This window comes from Enterobacter sp. SA197, from assembly GCF_054131575.1.
Window position 1 is genome coordinate 612,376 of the sequence record NZ_CP096393.1, and the last position, 20,782, is coordinate 633,157.

Sequence of the window (20,782 nt, forward strand, 5' to 3'; positions counted from 1 at the left end):
TCAAAGATACTTAAATGTGATGCAAGGATTTCCAGTATGAAGAGATTAACTATTCTACCTGTAATTTTCGTTCTTTCCGGCTGCCCTGGCGGTAATCCTGCACCACATCCAAGAGCTACGTTTATCAATGGCGATCATCTCTGTTTTAGTCTGGATAAGAAAGATGTGTTGAATTACTACACTGTTGATGTAAGTGAAGAGGGTAAAATACAAACAGTGGTTAGCTCTGGTTATAATAAATTAAATCATTCTTATCCTGATGATTGTATAGAGGTTAAATGGCAGAGTAATCGCACCTATGTGATCAATTATGGGTTAAATGATAAGAAATATGTCCATGAGTTCTTCGTTGATAATAATGGGCTGACCTGCTCCCCATTGATTAACACACCGCGATGATGTCGGCTTTATGCCAGTCTTTAGTCATGATTCCCTCCTGACGGTTTCTGTAATGTGATGAACTAATAGTAAAATACTACGTTATTCGTAGCTCATTTTGCATCCTTATAGCTACATATTACGTAGTTTCGCGATCGCCACCCTGCAATCCTGTAAAACGATGCAATAAGTCATTCTTAGAATAGCGGTGTGCTAAATACATTTCTCGTAGTATAGGAAGCGATAAAAAGCTACGACTATTGTAGCTATGAATGACTCCGCAAATTACCAACAGATCTTTTGTAAACGCCTGAAATCAGCGCGTCAGGCAAAGAAACTCTCGCAGAAACAGCTTGGCATCCTGGCCGGGATAGACGAGTTCGTCGCCATCACACGTATTAACAGATATGAGAAGGGCGTTCATCAGGCAAGCATAGAGGTGGTACATCAGCTTGCGCAGGCGCTGGATGTACCACTGGCATATTTCTATAGCGAAGAAGATGAGCTTGCCGCCTTGTTACTGCGCTGACAGCAGCTCACCAAAGTTACTGATTGAGATAATTCTCAATCGTCGCATTTAAGCTCTAAAAATTACCGTTCGGAAAAAACTATTCTGCGGCCACCTTCCCAACTACATCAGGTGGGGGGAGGAAGGGGTTTATTCACGAGAGGAGGGCGGTATACTGCGTAAGCCCTCGTTTTGGAAAGGAATGGAGCATGAGCTATTACAATTCGAACGCCATCTATGACCATCTTGGCCACACGCCGCATTACTGCTGGACGGTCGGAAATGCCTGGATTCTGGTTTATGGCGATCACAACTCCGATCCTAAATTACTCGTTTTTGCCCACGGTAAATCCTGGCTGGAAGATAACAGAGTGCTGGCGGTAGTGGCGGTCCTCTCCCGCTGGGCAAACCTTCCCAGCGTGCGTATTGAGTTTGACGACAGTGTTGATGAGATTGAGAGGGTCAGGCTTCACCTCAATGCCGAAACTCAGCAGGACATCACGTTGCCGCAGCTCAAAGCACTCTTTGCCGAACGTGGCGTGCCGGTAAATTCCGACAACTTTGCCAAAGCTATCAATGACAAAGAGAGCAGTGCGTACCATAAATGGCAACGCGCATCGCTGGGCAACATTACGGTAAGTGATATAGACCTGGTGCGTATCGACAACCGCAAGATGGTTGCCATTCTTGAACTCAAACGCTCGTTCAAATCGCTAAATGACTGGAGCCCGTACCCGGTCGATTACCCCAACTTCCGGCTGATAAATAACGTCTGCGTAAGAGCCGGGTTGGGCTTTATGATTGCCTATAATGTGCGCCATAAAGCGCCGACATTTTTTGACGATCCGTCGCAAATCAAACTCTACTATTACGACACGGATTTCAACGTCACGCAGACAAAAATCGTGTCACTGGCTGATTTCCAGAACTCGAATTACTGAGGCTGAAGAGGGCGGCGGCGCGCCTTTCTCCCTCGCCCTACAGGGGAGAGGGTGGTGTGAGGGGAAACGGGTGGCTCTGAGGTGTGTTACGTTCACTTCCAGTCCTGCTGAATATGCCGAAACGGTCACTGCCATTCCTGCTGAACCTGCAAAGGGGCACGGTTTTCCCCCTCGCCCCAACGGGGAGAGGGCTGGGGTGAGGGGGAACGGGTCGCACGGAAGTTTGTTACGCTGACGTGCCATTAACGCGGAGTGAACGGAACGAGTCTGTCCGTCTATTTTTCCATACGGTAGATATTTACTCCCCCATCAACCCCTTAATCTTCTCATACACCGCCTGCGCGCTGGTCGCTTCCGCAAACTCCACATTCACGGCCTTTTCCTTGAGCATATCGAAAAACTTACGCTGCACCTCGACAATCGCCTGGTCGCCAATGCGCATATTCTCCGCCTTGGTCTCCACCAGCAGGTAGACGCTGGTCGCATCCTCGCGCTCAATCAGGTAGACAAAGTCAGGCGTCGTGGTGCCGCCGGTGTATTTCGGCACCTGAATCGCCCGCTTTGGCAGCTTACCAAACACGGTCACTTTGGCCGGGTAGTTATGCTTGAGCAGCGCCAGCTCCGGGTCGGTGCTGTCGTAGCGCAGCGGCGGCAGTTCATAGAGATAACGCGGGTCGTCGATGGCACTATGATCGGTGGCCTTACCGAGAAGTTCGGCGGTCACCGCCTCTTTAAACGCCTGACGTTCACTGTCGAAAATCGACGTGGAGGCCTGGAACGCCAGCGGTTCGTACACGTAATGCTGAGCAAAGCGTTCGTCGAAGCGCTGCTTAAACTCGCGCACCAGGTTGTCCAGACTTGCCTGGCTCAGGTAGCGCGCGTCGCCTTTAAAGGTGTCGCGCAGCATCGCCATCAGCCGCGGGTGGAGTTGCTTTACCGGCAGGCTGGTATGCAGTACCAGTTGCTTAAGGAACTGACCGTAGGGCAGACCCGGCAGGTAGTGATGCGCGTCGTAGTCGCCCTCGCGCTCCGCAACCATCATCTTATTACCTTCGCCCATACGCAGCGTCTGGCGTGTCTGGTTCGGCTTCTCACGGCTGTAGAGGTCGGCGTTACCCATTACCGTGTCCGCAATCTGCGAGAGCGAGTCCGGGATGCGCTCGAACTGCAACATATAGCGGCGGGAGAAGTGCAGCCAGACGTCTTTAAGTTTTTCCCAGTTCTCCTTGCGCAGCTTCACGCGCAGTTTGGATGCCGGTTTGTTCTCCTGAATGCGGTCGGCCCGCACGCGTGCCTGATCCAGCTCGGCATAATAGTGCAGTAGCCACGCAAATCCGCTTTGGGTGACGCCATCGATGGTTACTGCATCATGGAAGTCGTTATTGCGTTTGATAAGGCCTTTCTCATCCAGCTCGTTAAGCAACGTCTCTTCGTTATACGTCGGGTTCACCTTCTGACGTTCGGTGACAATCAATTGGATCATCGCCTCGTCAAGTTTGTGCTCATTAAGCTGAATCTTACTGTCGCGATTAATCTCGTCGACCAGAGTACGGGCAAAGGCTTTTTCATCATAACCAATCAGAAACGCCAGCCGCGAAGGCCACTCTTCCTGCTGCACGCGGTGACCGTTTTCATCCACCGGCAAACGCAGGCCACGGCCCACTTCCTGAATTTTGCTCGCTTCACTGCCGGAGGTGCGCAGTTTAGCGATGACAAAGACGTTCGGATTATCCCAGCCTTCGCGCAGTGTCCATTTGGAAAAGAGGAAACGGCGGGTCTCCCAGTTACCGTGATGGTCTTTAAAGCTGAGTAGCTTCTCTTTATTTTTGAGAATATCGTCGACTTCCGCCTGAATGGCTTCGTCGCCGCTGCCCCGGTCCTCACCAAAATAGCCGGCGTGCACGTTCTGTTCGTCGGAATTAAGGCTGGCGAGGGTGGCGCGCAGGAAGGACAAATAATCCACTTCACGCGGCAACGTCTTCGGCTCGTATTCGCTGATTAGCGCCGTCAGCTTGTTACGTAATAATCGTTCAAAGGTCAGCTTTAACCAGCCTTCGTCATCGCGGTAGCTCTTGATGCTGTCAATAAAAAACAGGCTGAGGGATTTAATACGTGGCGCGTTGTTTTCCTGCTCATTGCCGCGCAGGAAATTGGCCTGCTCGGCATCGAAATGTTTGTCGATGGCATCCTGAATAATCAGCGCCTGGTAGCTGGCGTTAAAGGTGCCAGGCACCAGCGCCATACCGGTTTCCAGCTCCAGATCGTTCGACAGCATTTTGCTGCCTGCATATTCAATATTGCCCTCAAACCCGGCATCCACCTCGGCCAGGTTATCGCCCACGCCAATGTCGAAATAGCGGCTTCCCTGTTTAAGGGTCAGTTTTTTCGCGCTAATGCTGTCGACGATATAGCGGTTTTGCGCCTGCGCTTCGCTGAGATTGGGGTAATAAATATCGATGCCTTTCACCAGCCCGCCGTTGAAGCTGTCCACCGCGTTGAGGTCAAATTGCGGTTGGCGACGGTAATAGTCTTTACGCACCACCTTATTTTTGCCTTTCCCCTCTTCAATTTCCGGGAAGGTGGCACCAAAGCGCACAATCATCTGCGGCTTAATCGACTCGACGGCTTTGTAAAATTTGTTATCACGGGCGAAGCGGTGCGGCTCATCCATAATCACCACCGGGCGGGTCATTTGCAGACCCTCAATGGGCGAGGTCAGTCCACCTAATAACGTCTGGTCATAATCATTGCGCGTCATGCTCACCGAGTTCAGCATCTGGGCATTAATCAGCAGCACCTGAATGGTATGAGTATTACTGCGGCTGGCGTCGGTGAAATTCAGTAGCTGGACGGGGAAATTTTTACGTCCGGATTTCGTCCTGAAATCACCCGCGTTAATGGTCGACAGCTCAATGCGTGTGTTTTCATAAAACTGGGAAAAGTGCTGGCGGGCATAGTCGCTGGTAATAAAGTTGCGCGCCCCTTCCTTTATGGCAGGTGTTGGCACGACGAGCACAAATTTAAACAGCCCATAACGGCGATGCAGTTCATACATCAGGCGGGTATAAACGTAGGTTTTCCCGGTGCCGGTTTCCATTTTTACGTCGATATGAGTGTTATCTTCATAGCGGCCGTTAATCAGTGGATTGGCGAAATTATCGTGGTCAGATACCGTGCCATCAATACCGGAAAAATGATTGAGTATCGCCTCAAGTGCCTGTTGCTGGTGCGGCAGTTCTTCCAATAAAATTTTCATTTCATCCGCCTCAGTAACGCTTCACCAGGTTCACTTTCTGATCGAGCTGTTTTAAGCCCAGCTCCAGTTCGCGAAGGGATTCGAGATCAAACGAATAGCCGTAAACCACCACCGTCTGCACCGCCAGTTGATGGGTGCCAATCTGGTTCAATAGCTCGCGGGTCTGCGCCGCACGCCATTTCTCTTCAATTAAATAGAGGCGTGTGCCCTCCACATAGGTGGCGGTGTAACCTGCGAACGCCAGCTTTTGCGCATCCACGTCCAGCGTGTAACCGTCTGCGACCAGCCAGGTGGTGAGAATGGTCTCTTCGCCGCTGGTCTTGCCGGAAAGCCCCAGACCCTGAGCGGAGAAGGGGGTGATCATATTGTCGAAGCCGGATTCACTGAAAGCCGTGAGCTGGCCCCTGGTGGTCATGAAATTGCCGGTAGCGATGTCGAAGCTGTCTAAATCATCGAGCGTCTGCTGCACCGGGGTGACGAAACGATAATGTTTGAAGCCAAGATCTGCCTCAGTGGCCGGTATATCAGTGCGAATTTTACGCGCGGCACGTTTAATTCGTTCACGGCTCATCTGGTCAATGGAGGTAAATCCCAGCGCGTGTGCGGCATTATCATCCCGGATGGGTTCTGCCAGCTGTACGGTAATAAAATGGTGCTGACTGCCGCTTTCGGCATTTAATTCCATTACCGCATGGGCCGTGGTGCCGGAGCCTGCAAAGAAGTCCAGAATCACCCCATTTTTTATGCCCTGAATGGAGTTAAGCATCCGTTTCACCAGGCTGACCGGTTTTGGGTTATCAAAGTGAATATCCAGCGCGGAGAGCAGGGTATCGTCGCTGCCGCCAAAATAGAACAGTGACGGCACGTTCTCGTACATATTCTCTTTGAGAATGTACTTACGGTTCGGCTGGGTGGTGTCATCTTTGCCAAACAGAATGAGCCCTTTTTCCTGTAGCTCTTTCATGGTGGCGGACGGGTTACGCCAGCCGCGCTCCGGCAGCGGGCAGGGCTTACCGGTCACCGGGTGGATGAGTGGAATGAAATAATCATCCGGCGCTTTTTTCTTGTTCGGCCACGCCATCGAGACGGGACGGAAAATATCACCGTTATCATCAATCTGGTTATAGGCCTTTTCGCCGCCGCTGAAGTTTTGCTGGGCGATCCACTCTTTATATTCTTTACGCACGGCGTCGGTAATGCCGTTGTGCTTTTTAATTAAAGAGTCGACTTTCTCAAGCATGCGGGCGGCATTCTCTTTCGGCCGCTTCAGGCTGTTGACCGCTTTAAAGGCTTCGCTGTTTTTGCAGTAGGTCAGAATGACCTCATGCTGCTGGGAAATACCCGTGGCGTCACCTTTGGGGTTACGTTTATCCCAGACGATTTCGCCTAAATCATTGGACTCGCCAAATATCTCATTGCACAGCAGCTTAAGGTTAGCGTGCTCGTTCTCATCGATATGAATAAAGATGACGCCGGAATCACGCAGTACACGTTTTGCCAGCCACAGGCGCGGGTACATAAAGGTCAGCCAGGCGGCGTGGGTCGCTTTACCCTGAATGGATTTCAGGCGGGCCAGCTCCTGGTCATTAAGGCCAAACATCGCCTGCAGCGCCTGGTCGCTGTACTCGAAGGTATCCGGGTAAACAAAGCCGTCGGAACCGGTGTTGTAGGGCGGGTCGATATAGATAATGTCGACGGCGTTGTGATAATTATTTTGCAGATGGCGCAGCACCTCAAGGTTGTCGCCGGTCAGGAACAGGTTTTGGCTGTTACTGTTTTCTGGCTGCCCGTTGTGTTCGTTGTCCGGGACTATCACCGTCGTGGATTTTTCACCGGCCTGTTTTTTTGCATAGTCTTTGCCAATGAAATCAAGCTGGTAACCGCTGCTCAACTCCTCAATATTGCGTTCTTTGAGCGCGCGCTGAAATTTCGCCAGGTCAAAGCTGCCTTTGGCAAGCAGATTGCCGTTTTCATCGTATTCATCCGGCGTGAAAAATTCAGGCAGCTTCGCGTGCAGTTCATTCAGAAAGGCGCTGTTGGGAGTAATGGATTCATTCTGTTTCTGTAAATCTTTAAGCATTCGCATTTACTCCGGGGGGCATTCCATTGAGGGTCAAAAAGGCAGGGACGATGATACAAAAAAAAGGCCGTAACGCCTACCCGATGGGGCAGTGTAAGGGCGGCGACTGACACCCTCTGGCAGTCACACGTGCTTCATTTAAATCCCTGCAAAAACCAGGACTATCCCGAATTGATTCATCATACGAATGGTTTCACGATGGGGTAAAAACAAACGCAACGGATGAATGATGAGCGTACACGGTCACGAAGGCAGATTGCGCCTTCTGACGCTCGGAGAAATTGCTATGGCGCGCCGGGTTTTTGGCGAGGCCATCCACTACGGGCACGTCTGGGTGCACTGCGACAGCTATTTACCCTTCGGTATGCAGTGCAGTTGCTATGCGATGACGCCGAATGGCGAAATGTGGTTTCGGGAGCAGCACTATAAAGAGGATTTTGCCGCCACCCACGTCTATATTCAGGACAAGCATCTTTTTATTCATGAGTTAGGCCATGTGTGGCAGCACCAGCACGGGCAGTGGGTCAGAACGCGGGGATTATTTAGCTGGGCGGCAGAGTATGACTACCGACTGGATAAGCAAAAACTCACCGACTACTCCCTTGAGCAGCAGGCGTCTATTCTGGCGGATTACTGGTTAATTGTGACGTATGGCATCAGCACCTGGCAGTTTTATCAGATGGCGGGGAAACCAGGAAAATATCGCGGTAAGGATAACCTGAGGGACATACCTGCCCTTTATCAAAAAATTATCCGGGGCCCGGAGGGAATATGCTGAGGCATGGCGTGGTACTGGCTGCAGTTTTATTAACCGGCTGTCCGGGACCGGGTGACAAAGTGGTATCACGGGTTCCTGCGCTGGTGGCCATAAAGCACAACGCGGTTTGCGTGGTATCGCCCGTTAAGCCTGACGAGAAAATTATCGGTATTCAGTTTTACAGTAGCAGCGGCGAGAAGCAGGTTCGCCTGTTCCACAATCAGCCGGTGTATGCCCCGCCTGGAACCTGCCTGCCGCTGTTTGGCTACCTTTTTATGCCGGGCCAGCGTTACACGCTCGCTTACGATATCGAAACGCCAGACCCCAGCAATTACCATTTAGTGACCGCGGAGTTCAGCGTCCTGTCGACGGCGGGCGGCGGGTTACGCATTGCACCTTACTGATGCCGCTGGCTTAGCTTAAATCGTGGAGATCCTTTTCCAGCGCGGGCGTGAGCCTGATGTCATGGAAGTTAACCGCCAGCCCCTGACGCTCTGGCGTGCAGCACATCACGCCAATCTGCACCTTACCCGCAGGGAAGGGGCAAAGGCGAAGCAAGGGCCAGCTCACGCCGTCAGCAGAATATTGCAGGCGCAGCGCATCCCCTTTGCGGGTGAGGCGCATCCAGAATGCACCGGCATTGCCCTGAAAAATGCCGGTTGCCCAGTCGGAATGGCCCAGCGTCAGCACGCTGCCAATGGCGGGAGCGCCATCGTTAAACTCAATACCCGCTTTTAACCAGTGCTGCTCATCTTTCACCAGCATGATCCCGGCCTGGTCATAGAGGGTGGTAAAATCAGCACAGATTTTTGTCTGGAACGTGAAATCTTCACCGGTTTCCGTCGCATAGATATGACCGGAAAAGCGTTCGAAGCCGTACCAGGTTTTACGCCAGAAATCGGTGTGCCCATCCGTGACTACCGAAAGCTGACCCTCTTCATGACGCCACGTAGTCGGTTCGTTGATCCAGTTAAAAGCAGGCTGCATGATCTTTTTCCTTTTCAGTTATGCAAAACGGGTTGGATAGAGTGTAGCGTGACAATGCGACGTCCTGTTTTGCTTGATCCCCTTGACCACCGACAAGGTTACATCTGCCAATCCCTCGCATAATCACGCCCGCTTATCTTTCCACGGGTGTGACCACATGGCTTACCAACTAGACCTTAACTGGCCTGAATTTTTAGAGAAATACTGGCAGAAAAAGCCGGTTGTATTGAAAAACGCGTTTGCGAACTTCGTCGATCCTATTACGCCGGATGAACTGGCAGGTCTGGCAATGGAAGCGGAAGTCGACAGCCGCCTTGTCAGCCATTTCAATGGCGAATGGCAGGCAAGCAATGGCCCGTTCGAGCACTTTGACGGTCTGGGTGAAACCGGTTGGTCGCTGCTGGCGCAGGCGGTAAACCACTGGCATACGCCGTCAGCTGAACTGGTTAAACCCTTTCGTGCCATCCCGGAGTGGCGTTTTGACGATCTGATGATCTCCTTCTCCGTACCGGGTGGTGGTGTAGGGCCGCATATCGACTGGTATGATGTTTTTATCATTCAGGGGATGGGCAGCCGTCGCTGGCGCGTGGGCGATAAACTGCCGCTGCGTGAGTTCTGCCCGCATCCGGCGCTGCTGCACGTTGAGCCGTTCACGCCGATCATTGATGAAGATCTCGAACCCGGCGACATTCTTTATATTCCGCCGGGATTCCCGCACGACGGTATCACCCATCAGACCGCTTTTAACTACTCCATCGGTTTTCGTGGGCCCAACGGCCGCGATCTTATCAGCAGCTTTGCGGATTACGCAGTGGATAACGATCTGGGTGGCGATCACTATACCGATCCGGATCTTGTCAGCCGCGACAATCCGGGCCGGATCGAAGAGTACGAACTGGAGCGCGTGCGCGGCATGATGATCGCGATGATCAACCAGCCGGAAACGTTCAAACAGTGGTTTGGTCGCTTTATTACCACGCCACGTCACGAGCTGGACATCGCCCCGGCAGAGCCGCCCTATGAGCCGCAGGAAGTGCGGGATGCGTTGATGGATGGCGAGGTGCTGACCCGCCTGGGCGGCCTGCGCGTGCTACAGGTCGGCGATGGCTTCTTCGTCAACAGCGAGCGCTTTGAGACCGTTGCGCCAAAAGCAGCAGAAGCCCTGTGCCAGCATCTGCTCATCGGTAAAGCGGAGCTGGGCGAGGCGATAAATAATCCGACCTTTATCGCTGAACTCACTGCGTTGGTGAACCAGGGCTACTGGTATTTCGACGAGTAAGAACATTTGCTCGATCAGGTGGTGAAATCCCTACAAAAATGCGAGCACGGACGGTCCCCTCTCCCTTGAGGGAGAGGGTTAGGGTGAGGGGGAAAATGCGGCTCTGGTGGTCATTACGTTCACCTTATGCTCCTTGCTTTTGTGTAGCGCCAGAATCCGTGAACGTGCCAGGGTGGCTCATCGCCACCACCCTGGCGACCCGGGCTCCCGGCCAGGAAAATCGCCGCTTCGCGGCATTATTCGCCCCATCCCTGGGGCTCACCCCTTCGGGGCTGGCGCAGGCGCTATTCAAAATTGCTCCCGGCAATTCTGTCGTCTTATGTCGTCTGACTTTCGGATCGGGGACCAGCCTGCGTTCTTGCAGGCTATCCCCTTCGCCCGCTTCCCTGCGGGCGGCCCCGGTCAGCCTCCAGCGCCTCATCGATTTTCAGCCGGACCCTGTCATCGCTGTTACTTTTGTATTCTCATTGCGTAGTGTTATCGCTGTAAAAAGCAATATTACTGGCGATCCCCTCTCCCCAAAGAGGAGAGGGGATCGCCAGTGCCTGGTTTTATGTCACAGAACCTACCTGTACACCGGCAGCAAATTAAAACTCGACAGTACGTGAATAAGCGCGTTACCCGCCCCGAAACACAAAATCAAAATAATCATCGCCTTGCCGCCCCACACCCGATAGTGCGGGCTGCCAAAGCGTTTACGTGACGCGCTCGCCAGCAGCGCAGGCACAATCGCCGCCCATACGGTGGCGGCAAGACCCGCAAAACCAATTGCATAGATAAATCCGTTGGGCCACACCAGCCCACCGACTATCGGCGGCAGGAACGTCACCAGCGCGGTCTTAAAGCGACCTTTGGGGCTGTCGTCAAATTTGAACAGATCCGCCAGATAATCAAACAGCCCCAGGGTCACGCCAAGGAACGAACTGGCCACGGCGAAGTTCGAGAACACCGTCAGCAGTAAATCCAGTCCCCGGCTGTTCAGCACGCCACTTAACGCCTGCACCAGCACATCAATATTGCCGCCTTTCTCCGCGATGTCGATAAACGCCGGGCGCGGGATATTGCCCATTGTTCCCACCAGCCAGAAAATGTAGAGGATCAACGCCATCAGCGTGCCGAGCAACAGACAGCGGCGGATGGTGAGCGGATCCTTACCGTAGTATTTCATCAGGCTGGGCACGTTACCGTGGTAGCCAAAAGAGGCCAGGCAAAACGGCAGGGTCATAATGATGTAGGGCAGGTAGCTCGGATTCACTTCAGCAGTGTTCAGCAGTACCGCAGGCTGCACATGCCAGATAAGCCCGCCAAAGCTCATAAAGAAAGTGAGGATTTTGGCGCCGAGCACAATGGTGGTCATCCGGCTGACCGCCCGGGTACTTAACCAGACAATAAACGCGACGACTAAAGCAAATAGTACCCCGCCAATCCGTGCCGGGAAGGTAATATTCATCTGCGCGAAGGTATGATGAATAACGGAGCCGCTGGCGGAGATATACGCGTAAGTCAAAATATATAAAACGAAAGCGACCGTCAGACCATTAATAATATTCCAGCGGTTGCCGAGTAAATCTTTCGTAATGGTGTCGAAACTGGCCCCGATATGATAATTCAGGTTGGCTTCAAGGATCATTAATCCTGAATGCAGCATACAAAACCAGGTAAAAACCAATGCGAGCAGTGATCAGAAAAACCATGATCCAGACATGACAACCGGTAAAGAAAACATGCCTGCGCCAATAATGGTGCCACCAATAATCATTGCGCCGCCAACGAGTGAAGGCGCTTTATTTGTTACCGATAGAGTAGCCATAGTACGTTTCCATAGACGTCATATTTCGCATCGCCCTGACGGGCGACCTGTCTTTATTCTGGCGTGACATCGGAAAGACGCGCCCGTTGCGGACGCGTCTGATAGTGCTTTATTCCACCGGTTTCAGGCGGGCCACAAAGTGGCGCAGCACTGGCGGTTCATAGGTGAAGGTCAGCCCTTTAATGGACGACGCGCGTTCCTTCACCGCAATCAGCGAGTCAGCGATATAGTCCATATGGTCGTTGGTGTAGACACGGCGCGGGATGGTCAGGCGCAGCAGTTCCATCGGTGACGGTTTTTGCACGCCGGTGGTCGGGTCACGACCCAGCAATAAAGAGCCGATCTCAACGCTGCGAATACCCGCTTCCAGGTAGAGTTCGTTGTTCAGCGCATGGGCCGGGAACTGCTCAGCCGGAATGTGCGGCAACAGGAGTTTGGCATCAACAAACACCGCGTGGCCGCCGGTCGGGTACTGGATCGGGATGCCGCCTTCACGCAGACGCTCGCCGAGATACTCTACCTGCGCAATGCGGTAGGTGAGGTAATCTTCATTAGTGCCCTCTTCAAGGCCAATAGCCAGCGCTTCCATATCACGCCCCGCCAGGCCGCCATAGGTGACGAAGCCTTCCATCGGTACGCAGCGGATACGCACTTCGTTAAAGAGATCTTCATCGTCGCGGAAGCAGCACAGCCCACCAATGTTCACCAGCGGATCTTTCTTCGCCGACATGGTGAGCATGTCGCCATAGGTGTACATCTCGCGGATGATCTCTTTGATGGAGCGGTCCGCACAACCCTCCTCACGCTGCTTGATAAACCAGGCGTTTTCGCAGAAACGGGCGGAGTCAATCACCACCGGGATCTTATGGCTTTTCGCTATCTGGTAAACCTCACGCATGTTTGAGAGCGAAATCGGCTGGCCGCCGGAACTGTTGCAGGTCACGGTGGTGACGATGGCCGCCACGTTCTCCGCGCCGTGCTCGGCGATGGTCGCTTTCAACTGGTCGATATCAAAGTTGCCTTTCCAGTCGTACCACGAGGTGGTGTCGAAGGCTTTTGGCGTCACCACGTTGATGGCCTTCGCCCCGTTCAGCTCCACATGTGCGGCCGTAGTGTCGAAATGGAAGTTGGAGATAAACACCGGCTTTTTCGATTTGCAGCGGGCAATCAGGGAAGGGAAGAGGATCTGTTCCGCACCGCGCCCCTGGTGAGTCGGGATGGTAAACGGATAGCCGATGATCTCTTTCACTTTTGCGCATAAATTCTGGTAGTTACGCGAACCCGCGTAGGCTTCATCACCCATCATCAACCCTGCCCACTGGCGGTCGCTCATCGCGCCGGTGCCGGAGTCGGTCAGCAGGTCAATATAGACATCTTCACTGTTAAGCAGGAAGGGGTTATATCCGGCCTCGGCCAATGCTTTGACGCGATCGTCCCAGGTGGTCATGCGGATATTCTCAACCATTTTAATGCGGAAAGGTTCAGGGATGCGTTTCATAATAATTTCTCCAAAAGCGTGCCGTGCGACGTCTTGATATTTCTGGCGAAGATATGCGCGCAAAAAATATCCCTCAACGTCGTGTTGAGTAAGATTTTTTTAATGGATTACAGGCAGCGGAGAATTAACGAGGGAAGTCGTTGGTAATGCGTGGGTCGAGGTTATACCAAGCGTTGAGACCGCCCAGGGCAATGAGGCGGTAAATCAATCTTAATGTCATTACATCATCCTCTGGCGTTAAGGGTGTAATAAAAATAGAGAGAAATTAAATAATATCCGCGATTAATCTCACAAAGTGTTTACTAAAGATAATAAGGGGCAGAAAAGTTTGAAGACGGGCACGTTTTTAATGGGCGTTTTAAACCTTTATACAAAACACGCACTTTTAATAGGGTAAAAATGCGGGGGATTAAAACCCGCATTCTATTTTGTAACCACAAAAGCATTTAAGGAGGAGGATATCCTCTGCGTCATGGGGCCACCCTGCGTAAGTGTTGCGAGTGAGAATGGTTCTCAGTATTATTGCCGCGCCCTGACGGCGATGCTAAGGTGTAGCGTGTCTTAACGTCCGTTTTCTGAAATGCTGAAACGATCGCAACGGTTTGCAATGCAAAAGAAACACTTTTCTGTAGAAGATTTTATCGTGTTTGGCGAACGCTACGGCATCGACTATCGCTTCCCTTCACTGACGGCAGGCCGGAGCGTGACGAAAGAAAAGCAGATTGTCATTCAGGGCGATGTGGAAGAAATCGCACTCTCCTCTGGCCTCAACCTGACCCGCTCTGACATCCGGGTTATGCAACCCTATGAGACGACCTCACTGCATGCCTGTCCGCTCTATATGCTGGTGGTACTCGAAGGGTGCGTGATGTTGCGGGTGAACGGTCAGGAGTTTGTGGTCCGTTCCGGCATGGCGTTTACCTGCCGCCTGGATGAACAGCAGGTGATGAATGCGGTGCATCAGGCAGATCGCCATTTGCGTACGTTTTCACTCGGCGTTGATCCGCAAAACGCCTGGCAGTCCCCGCTCGTTTCGGCGTTGCTCCAGCAGTGGGAAAGCACCGGTGCCCCCACGTTTTTATGGCAGGTGCCGGACTTTATGATAGCCGGGTTGCAGCATACGCAGCAGTCCGGCATGGCCGGACTCGCGCGCCAGATAATGCTTGAAGGGGTGATGTTGCAACTGCTCGGGCACGGGCTTGCGCATCGTATGGCGAATCCAGTGGCGCGTTCTGCCTTTCCTGCCAGCGAGCACCATCGCCTGGAGACCGTTCGCCGCCTGCTCGAAAGCCAGCCTGAAAAAGAGTACACCCTCCCGGGGCTTGCTCAACTGGCGGCGATGAGCAGCAGCAGCCTGCGGGTAAAATTCCGCCAGGCCTACGGACATTCGGTCTTTGATTATCTTCGTGACTGCCGGCTTGAGCAGGCACGTCGTTATCTCGCGCAGGGGTACAGCGTGCAGCAGGCGGCCTGGCGATCCGGGTATCAGCATGCAACCAACTTTTCCACCGCGTTTCGGCGTCGTTATGGCTTCGCGCCAAGCGATGCCCGCCTGCCTGAATAACCCGGCGGTGTTGCCGGGATATCACGTTACATAGACCCTTATTCCCCGTGTAAATGCAGTTTGGCACCACGCATACGCGTCCTGGCATTGCGCATAGCTATTGCTGCGTTCAAAAGGGTAATAATTCTTATTTACAATAATAATGGCTTCTGGAGAGTTACATGTTCGCAAAAACGCGGCTGGCATTACTGATTGGCTGTATCACCGGTGGAATGAGCCTGATGGCTCATGCAGAAGAGGCATCCACTGCGCCTGCAAAGAACGATACGCTGGTGGTGACATCGCAGATGCAGAGTGGGGCGACCAAACTGGAGACGCCGGATATCGAAACGCCGCAGTCTGTTTCCATTGTTACGCGCCAGCAGTTTGAAGAGCAAGGGGCGACCAGCGTCCGCCAGGCCGTGAGCTACACGCCGGGCGTCTACGCCAACCAGATTGGCGCCTCTAACCGTTTTGATTACATCGTGATGCGGGGCTTTTCCGACGGCAGCCTGGATAACATCTATCTCGATGGTCTGAAAATGATGGGCGACACCAACTCGCACAGCTCGCTGGTGGTTGACCCCTGGTTCCTCGACAGCGTGGAAGTGGTGCGTGGCCCGGCCTCGGTGCTGTATGGCCGCTCTTCTCCCGGCGGTATTGTGGCGCTGAACTCGCGCAAACCTTCTTTTGACCCAGGCGGTCAGGTCAAACTCTTTGCCGGCAACAATAACCAGCGCGGTGCCGCGTTTGATGTGACCGGCCCGGTCGATGATGATGATCGCGTTGCGGTGCGCCTGAGCGGGATGACCCGCTATGCGGACTCCCAGTTTGACCATCTTAAAGAAGAGCGTTATGCGATCATGCCGAGCCTGACCTGGCGCATTACCGACAGGACGCGCCTGGACGTGATGGCCTATCTGCATCGTGATCCAGAGGGCGGCAGCCACTCCGGTCTGCCGTATGAAGGCACCGTGGTCCCGCACGCAGGCAAAAAAATCTCCAACACCTTCTTTGAAGGCGAAGACGATTACGACAACTACGATCGCCGTGAAAACATGGTCGGTTATAACGTTGAGCACGCCTTTGAAAGCGGCTGGTCGGTGCGTCAGAAGCTGCGCTATCTGCAGACCAAAGTGAACCTGAATCAGGTGTATGCGGCGGGCTGGCTGAACGACACTGAGCTGAACCGCGGCTACTCCGGTTCCGATGAGAAGATGAATGCGCTGACCCTGGACAACCAGGTCGATGGCAACATCGAAACCGGGATTGTGAACCACCGTGTACTGCTGGGCGTGGATTATCAGCGCCGCAGCAACAACACCACCGGTTATTACGGCGGCTTCCCGACGATTGATGCCTTCCACCCGGTGTATGGCGCAGACCCGGACTACATCACTATGTACAGCCGTGAGAAGCACAAGCTTGAGCAGACCGGTATTTATGTGCAGGATCAGATGTCGCTCGACAACTGGCGTCTGACTCTTGGTGGTCGTCATGACCAGGTGAAAGTGACCAACGTCAACAAGCTGAACGACACCAGCGACACGCTGGACAAAGGCCACTTCAGCAGCCGTGCGGCGCTGCTCTATCTCTTCGATAACGGTTTTGCGCCTTATGTCAGCTACTCAACGGCCTTCACGCCAACCAGCTTTACTGACGAATTCGGCAAGATCCTCCAGCCGATGAAGGGCAAACAGTGGGAAGCCGGGCTGAAGTATGAACCGGAAGGGATGCAGGCGATGTACAGCGCCTCCGTGTTCCGTATCAATCAGGAAAACATTGCCACCAAAGAGGAGCCGACCGACCCCTACCGCTCCATTGGCGAAATTGAGTCTGAGGGTGTGGAGCTGGAAGCGGTGGGTCAGCTGACCGAGAACGTCCGTTTGCAGGCGGCCTATACCTACACCGATATCCGTTATAAAAAGAGCAGCCCGGAAGAGCAGGGCAAGCGCGCGGTCTACGCGCCGCGTAATCAGGCCAGCGCCTGGCTGAGCTACGATGTGAAGAGCGGCCCGCTGAATGGTCTGACGGTGGGCTCCGGGGTGCGCTATGTGAATGGGATAACGTCCGATCGCCAGAACACCCACACGCTGCCGTCATACACGCTGATGGATGCGGTGGTGGGCTACGATCTGAGCTATGTCGGGCTGAAGGGGCTGAGTGCGCAGGTCAACGTCAACAACCTGTTTGATAAGCGCTATGTGGCTTCCTGTAACTCTCTGTCCTATTGCTACTTTGGTGCCGAGCGCAGCATTGTAGGCAGTGTGTCTTACTCGTTCTGATAAAACTGCCCGGCCAGGCGCCGGGCATCTTTTCTGCCTCGCCTGGGATTTTAATCCGGTACCCGGAACAGGCGGAGGCCAGAGATAGCCACAAATCCCGGTCCTTTCTTGTGCTACTTCCTCTCGCCCTTTATAGATTCCGAATTCTGCTCTTCTGACGGGTTTTCGCTTCGCCACTTTCATGCCGTCTGCAATGATTCCTTCTCATATCAGGAACACTGTGCCCGCTGTACGCAGGAGAAACCCCGGTTTTCCCCGGCGGTAGCGTGACTGGTCACGGAGGAATGTATGTCTCAGGAAGGCCTTCGCTTTACCCTTGACGTGGAGGGGCTCCCCCCGCGTGCCATCGCCGTCGTCACCTTTTCCCTTCAGCAGCACCTCTCCACACCCTTCCGGCTTGACGCGGAGGTCACCGGCAGATTCTCAGGCTGGGACGCCGCCCGTTTTCTGGAGAAAAATGCCACCTTCACCATCTGGCAGGGCAGCGTTTCCCGGTTCGTCCTCAGCGGCATCGTGACCGGCTTCGCCCTCGCGCACAGCGCCCACGGTCAGATGAACTTTGCCCTGACGGTCTCGCCTGCCCTCTGGCGCTGCGGCCTGCGCCGGAACTTCCGCATCTTCCAGCAACTGGACACTGAGGCCATCACCGCCACCCTCCTCACGGAGCACGGTGTCACCGGCCAGGTGCCCTGCCTGTACGACCCCCATCCGCCACGCGAATTCTGCGTCCAGTACGGCGAGACTGACCTCGGTTTCCTGCGCCGTCTGTGGGCCGAGGAGGGTATCTTCTTCTTCGACTGGTTCGCCTGCGGCGCAGCGGAGCAGAAACTGGTGCTCACCGATGATGTCGCGGGCACCGGCAACGCAGGTGAGCTGCCCTTTAACCCCAACACCCGCACGGAGGTCTCCACGGACTGCATCAGCCTGTTCCGCTACCAGGCGCAGATACGTCCCTCCTCGGTACAGACCCGGGATTACACTTTCAAAGCGCCACACTGGCAGGGCAGCTTCAGTCACCACCCCCGTGAGCTCAACGGCCAGCGCACGCAGTACGAAATCTTTGACTACCCCGGGCGCTTCAAGGATGAGCAGCACGGGCGGGATTTTGCCCGTTATCAGGCAGAGGGCTGGCGCCGGGATGCGGAGACCGCCACCTGCGAGAGCAACAGCCCGGTACTGTGGCCCGGCCGGCGGTTCACCCTGACCGGTCACCCCGCCTCCCTGCTGAACCGGGAATGGCAGGTCACCGGCAGTGTCATGGAGGGCCGGCAGCCGCAGGCGCAGCACGGCAGTCCGGGGGAAGGCACCACGCTGAGCAACCGCCTGGAGGTTATCCCGGCAGACCGCACCTGGCGTGTCACCCCGCTGCCGAAGCCGCGGGTGGACGGCCCGCAGAGTGCCGTGGTCACGGGCCCGCCGGGCGAGGAAATCTTCTGCGACAAATACGGCCGCGTGCGGGTGCGCTTTCACCAGGACCGTTACCACGGCAACAGTGAAGACAGCTCCTGCTGGATACGGGTCTCCCAGGGGTGGGCGGGCGCCGGGTTCGGCAGCCTGGCCCTGCCCCGCGTCGGCCAGGAGGTGATTGTCGACTTTCTGCACGGCGACCCGGACCAGCCCGTCATCACGGGGCGTCTGTACCATGACGTGAACCGCGCCCCCGGCCGTCTGCCGGACACGAAGACGCAGATGACCATCCGCTCAAAAACCTACCGGGGTGACGGGTTTAACGAACTGCGCTTTGAGGATGCGACGGACCAGGAGCAGGTGTACATCCACGCCCAGAAGGACATGGACACCGAGGTGCTGAACAACCGCACCACGGACGTGAAGGCGGACCACACCGAGACCATTGGTCATAACCAGCGGATGAGCATCGGGCACGACCAGACCCTCACCGTGGCTCATGACCGGCGCATGACGGTGCGCAATGACCAGACGCTCCGGGTTAATAACGACCGGAGGGTGAGCACCGGTCATGACGACGGCCTGCACGTGGCGAATGACCGCACGGTGACCGTGGAGGGAAACCAGCATCATAACACCCGCGGAAACCACCTCTGCAGGGTGGAGGGCAGCCACAGCCTGACGGTCAAAGGCAGCCAGGCCCTGAAGGTGACGGGGGCCTGCGGCACCCGTGCGCGGGGTGAAATCGTGCTGCAGAGCGACACGCAAATCACCCTGCGGGTGGGGGGCTCCTTTGTGGTGATACACCCGGCCGGGGTGGACATCACGGGGCCGAAAATCAATCTCAACAGCGGGGGACGTCCGGGAACACCGGTGGGGGTGATGTTACCGGGGGGGATGGAGGGGCTGGAGGATGGGAATAAATATGAGGAGCAGAATGAACCGCAGGCTGAAGAGAATAATTACAATCATGGTGACGATGAAACACCCGATGATCAGGAAGAACCGGACGATGATGACAATTATTACCGTCAGTTTCATTTCAAAAATGATGATGGCGTCCCTTACGCCGCTGCCCGATACGTTGTGCGATATGCCGATGGAAGTAAAAGTTATGGCATAACGGATCAAGAAGGCCAGACGGAAAGATTCATCCGCGAATGCGCAGAGATAATTGATGTACGATTATTAAGCCAGAATATTGATATGACTGAAGGAGGCGTCGATGAGTGAGAAAAAAAAGAGTTCATCAGCGGTAACGATTAAAAGTAAAAAATGTGTGCAAGAGGTGAAAGTCACCAACCAGTTTAAAAGAATGATGACAAAAGCGCTGAAAGCGACATTGATGGTGCTGGAAAAAAGACGGGATGATTTATCCGAGGAAAAGTGGGGGATAGAACAGCAGAAAGATTTTTTTAAAATCTTTGGAGTAAGGCATGATGTGATCATCACTATTGACAGCGAGGCAGAAAAGGAAAGAGCGAAACAACGAGATCGGAAATCACCCAGAGATCCCTACATTGAAAAAAATGAAAATATCACCGCCTATCTCTTTATGCAAAAAAGCGTCGACAGAATGATATTTATTTGCGAAAAAATGAACCTCGAAAACAGAGTTAACAGTAATGACATCCGACAGGGGAGTTTTATTAATAAAACTGATGATAGCAAAGCAAGCGCAAGTGTGTCTGCTGACCAGACAATGGGCCTACACCCTGATTTGTACAGCAAAACCTTAACGGTAAACATATTCCAGAAATTTGTGTGTAAGCCTCTAACAGGGCAGTATTCTCAGGTCTCAACCCTTTGCCATGAGCTTTCACATTTTTATCGGCATGGTAATAATGGAGAGTATGGCGGAATGGGTACGGATGACATCCCAATTGACACGAAAGACAAAAATGAAACTGGTTACCTGCTTAAAGCAAATGATCTTGTGAAAAAGAACAGCCAGTATGTTTTTAAAAGCGCCTACAATATTGAACGCTATTTTGAATTAAATCTGACAGAGGAAGAAATGAAAATAATAGAAGGCATCTATTAGAGTGCCAGT

15 protein-coding genes and 1 pseudogene are annotated in these 20,782 nt (G+C 53.7%); 10 read left to right on the plus strand and 6 right to left on the minus strand.

Annotated features, from left to right (window positions below):
• Positions 1-36 precede the first annotated feature (36 nt).
• From M1D91_RS02795 to M1D91_RS02805, 3 genes are all read left to right on the plus strand, one after another.
• Positions 37-399 carry a putative T6SS immunity periplasmic lipoprotein gene (locus tag M1D91_RS02795; protein WP_437434434.1) on the plus strand — a complete coding sequence of 121 codons (363 nt, stop codon included), beginning with the start codon at positions 37-39 and terminating at the stop codon, positions 397-399.
• Between the two features lie 247 nt (positions 400-646).
• On the plus strand, positions 647-907 hold the full coding sequence (locus M1D91_RS02800; RefSeq protein WP_437434433.1) for a helix-turn-helix domain-containing protein: 261 nt from the start codon (positions 647-649) through the stop codon (positions 905-907).
• A 188-nt stretch (positions 908-1,095) separates the two neighbouring features.
• A complete protein-coding gene (locus M1D91_RS02805; protein WP_437434432.1) occupies positions 1,096-1,827 on the plus strand; it encodes a hypothetical protein in 732 nt (243 codons plus the stop codon).
• A gap of 298 nt (positions 1,828-2,125) precedes the next feature.
• Here M1D91_RS02805 and M1D91_RS02810 read toward each other — a convergent pair whose 3' ends face one another.
• Positions 2,126-5,083, minus strand: a complete 2,958-nt coding sequence (locus M1D91_RS02810; protein WP_437434431.1) for a type III restriction-modification system endonuclease — start codon at positions 5,081-5,083, stop codon at positions 2,126-2,128.
• Between the two features lie 10 nt (positions 5,084-5,093).
• Positions 5,094-7,163, minus strand: coding sequence for a site-specific DNA-methyltransferase (locus M1D91_RS02815; RefSeq protein ID WP_437434430.1), 2,070 nt, complete (start codon positions 7,161-7,163; stop codon positions 5,094-5,096).
• Positions 7,164-7,392: 229 nt separating this feature from the next.
• Here M1D91_RS02815 and M1D91_RS02820 point away from each other — a divergent pair, with 229 nt between their 5' ends.
• Positions 7,393-7,941, plus strand: coding sequence for a type IV secretion protein Rhs (locus tag M1D91_RS02820; protein ID WP_437434436.1), 549 nt, complete (start codon positions 7,393-7,395; stop codon positions 7,939-7,941).
• Entirely contained in the window at positions 7,935-8,324 is a 390-nt protein-coding gene (locus tag M1D91_RS02825; RefSeq protein WP_437434429.1) for a putative T6SS immunity periplasmic lipoprotein, read from the plus strand. Before M1D91_RS02820 ends, M1D91_RS02825 begins: the two co-directional genes overlap by 7 nt.
• A 10-nt stretch (positions 8,325-8,334) precedes the next feature.
• On the opposite strand, the gene M1D91_RS02830 is transcribed toward M1D91_RS02825, so the two are convergent.
• On the minus strand, positions 8,335-8,907 hold the full coding sequence (locus tag M1D91_RS02830) for a DUF1349 domain-containing protein (protein ID WP_437434428.1): 573 nt from the start codon (positions 8,905-8,907) through the stop codon (positions 8,335-8,337).
• Between the two features lie 157 nt (positions 8,908-9,064).
• Here M1D91_RS02830 and M1D91_RS02835 point away from each other — a divergent pair, with 157 nt between their 5' ends.
• Entirely contained in the window at positions 9,065-10,186 is a 1,122-nt protein-coding gene (locus tag M1D91_RS02835) for a ribosomal protein uL16 3-hydroxylase (RefSeq protein ID WP_437434427.1), read from the plus strand.
• 565 nt (positions 10,187-10,751) lie between these two features.
• Here M1D91_RS02835 and mtr read toward each other — a convergent pair.
• The 3 genes and pseudogenes from mtr to tnaC all read right to left on the minus strand — a co-directional run bounded on the left by mtr (position 10,752) and on the right by tnaC (position 13,714).
• Positions 10,752-11,996: pseudogene (gene mtr, locus M1D91_RS02840) on the minus strand (tryptophan permease).
• Positions 11,997-12,105: 109 nt separating this feature from the next.
• Positions 12,106-13,494 carry a tryptophanase gene (tnaA, locus tag M1D91_RS02845; protein WP_437434425.1) on the minus strand — a complete coding sequence of 463 codons (1,389 nt, stop codon included), beginning with the start codon at positions 13,492-13,494 and terminating at the stop codon, positions 12,106-12,108.
• A gap of 124 nt (positions 13,495-13,618) precedes the next feature.
• The gene (gene tnaC, locus M1D91_RS02850; protein ID WP_437434424.1) at positions 13,619-13,714 is read right to left on the minus strand and encodes a tryptophanase leader peptide; all 96 of its coding nucleotides are present in this window, start codon (positions 13,712-13,714) and stop codon (positions 13,619-13,621) included.
• Between the two features lie 387 nt (positions 13,715-14,101).
• Between tnaC and M1D91_RS02855 the strand changes: the two genes are divergently transcribed.
• From M1D91_RS02855 to M1D91_RS02870, 4 genes are all read left to right on the plus strand, one after another.
• Positions 14,102-15,058 carry a helix-turn-helix transcriptional regulator gene (locus M1D91_RS02855; protein ID WP_437434423.1) on the plus strand — a complete coding sequence of 319 codons (957 nt, stop codon included), beginning with the start codon at positions 14,102-14,104 and terminating at the stop codon, positions 15,056-15,058.
• Positions 15,059-15,219: 161 nt separating this feature from the next.
• Positions 15,220-17,322 (plus strand): ferrioxamine B receptor FoxA, encoded by a 2,103-nt coding sequence (gene foxA / locus M1D91_RS02860; protein ID WP_437434422.1) that lies wholly within the window; start codon positions 15,220-15,222, stop codon positions 17,320-17,322.
• Positions 17,323-17,610: 288 nt separating this feature from the next.
• A complete protein-coding gene (locus M1D91_RS02865) occupies positions 17,611-19,962 on the plus strand; it encodes a type VI secretion system Vgr family protein (RefSeq protein WP_457975964.1) in 2,352 nt (783 codons plus the stop codon).
• Positions 19,955-20,773 carry a hypothetical protein gene (locus M1D91_RS02870; RefSeq protein WP_457975966.1) on the plus strand — a complete coding sequence of 273 codons (819 nt, stop codon included), beginning with the start codon at positions 19,955-19,957 and terminating at the stop codon, positions 20,771-20,773. The genes M1D91_RS02865 and M1D91_RS02870 overlap by 8 nt, the downstream gene beginning before the upstream one ends.
• The last annotated feature ends 9 nt before the right edge of the window (positions 20,774-20,782 follow it).

Bases quoted from the DNA above. Each gene is read 5' to 3' on its own strand.
- M1D91_RS02795 (WP_437434434.1), top strand. From the start codon at position 37: ATGAAGAGATTAACTATTCTACCTGTAATTTTCGTTCTTTCCGGCTGC.
- M1D91_RS02800 (WP_437434433.1), top strand. From the start codon at position 647: ATGAATGACTCCGCAAATTACCAACAGATCTTTTGTAAACGCCTGAAA.
- M1D91_RS02805 (WP_437434432.1), top strand. From the start codon at position 1,096: ATGAGCTATTACAATTCGAACGCCATCTATGACCATCTTGGCCACACG.
- M1D91_RS02810 (WP_437434431.1), bottom strand. From the start codon at position 5,083: ATGAAAATTTTATTGGAAGAACTGCCGCACCAGCAACAGGCACTTGAG.
- M1D91_RS02815 (WP_437434430.1), bottom strand. From the start codon at position 7,163: ATGCTTAAAGATTTACAGAAACAGAATGAATCCATTACTCCCAACAGC.
- M1D91_RS02820 (WP_437434436.1), top strand. From the start codon at position 7,393: ATGAGCGTACACGGTCACGAAGGCAGATTGCGCCTTCTGACGCTCGGA.
- M1D91_RS02825 (WP_437434429.1), top strand. From the start codon at position 7,935: ATGCTGAGGCATGGCGTGGTACTGGCTGCAGTTTTATTAACCGGCTGT.
- M1D91_RS02830 (WP_437434428.1), bottom strand. From the start codon at position 8,907: ATGCAGCCTGCTTTTAACTGGATCAACGAACCGACTACGTGGCGTCAT.
- M1D91_RS02835 (WP_437434427.1), top strand. From the start codon at position 9,065: ATGGCTTACCAACTAGACCTTAACTGGCCTGAATTTTTAGAGAAATAC.
- tnaA (WP_437434425.1), bottom strand. From the start codon at position 13,494: ATGAAACGCATCCCTGAACCTTTCCGCATTAAAATGGTTGAGAATATC.
- tnaC (WP_437434424.1), bottom strand. From the start codon at position 13,714: ATGACATTAAGATTGATTTACCGCCTCATTGCCCTGGGCGGTCTCAAC.
- M1D91_RS02855 (WP_437434423.1), top strand. From the start codon at position 14,102: ATGCAAAAGAAACACTTTTCTGTAGAAGATTTTATCGTGTTTGGCGAA.
- foxA (WP_437434422.1), top strand. From the start codon at position 15,220: ATGTTCGCAAAAACGCGGCTGGCATTACTGATTGGCTGTATCACCGGT.
- M1D91_RS02865 (WP_457975964.1), top strand. From the start codon at position 17,611: ATGTCTCAGGAAGGCCTTCGCTTTACCCTTGACGTGGAGGGGCTCCCC.
- M1D91_RS02870 (WP_457975966.1), top strand. From the start codon at position 19,955: ATGAGTGAGAAAAAAAAGAGTTCATCAGCGGTAACGATTAAAAGTAAA.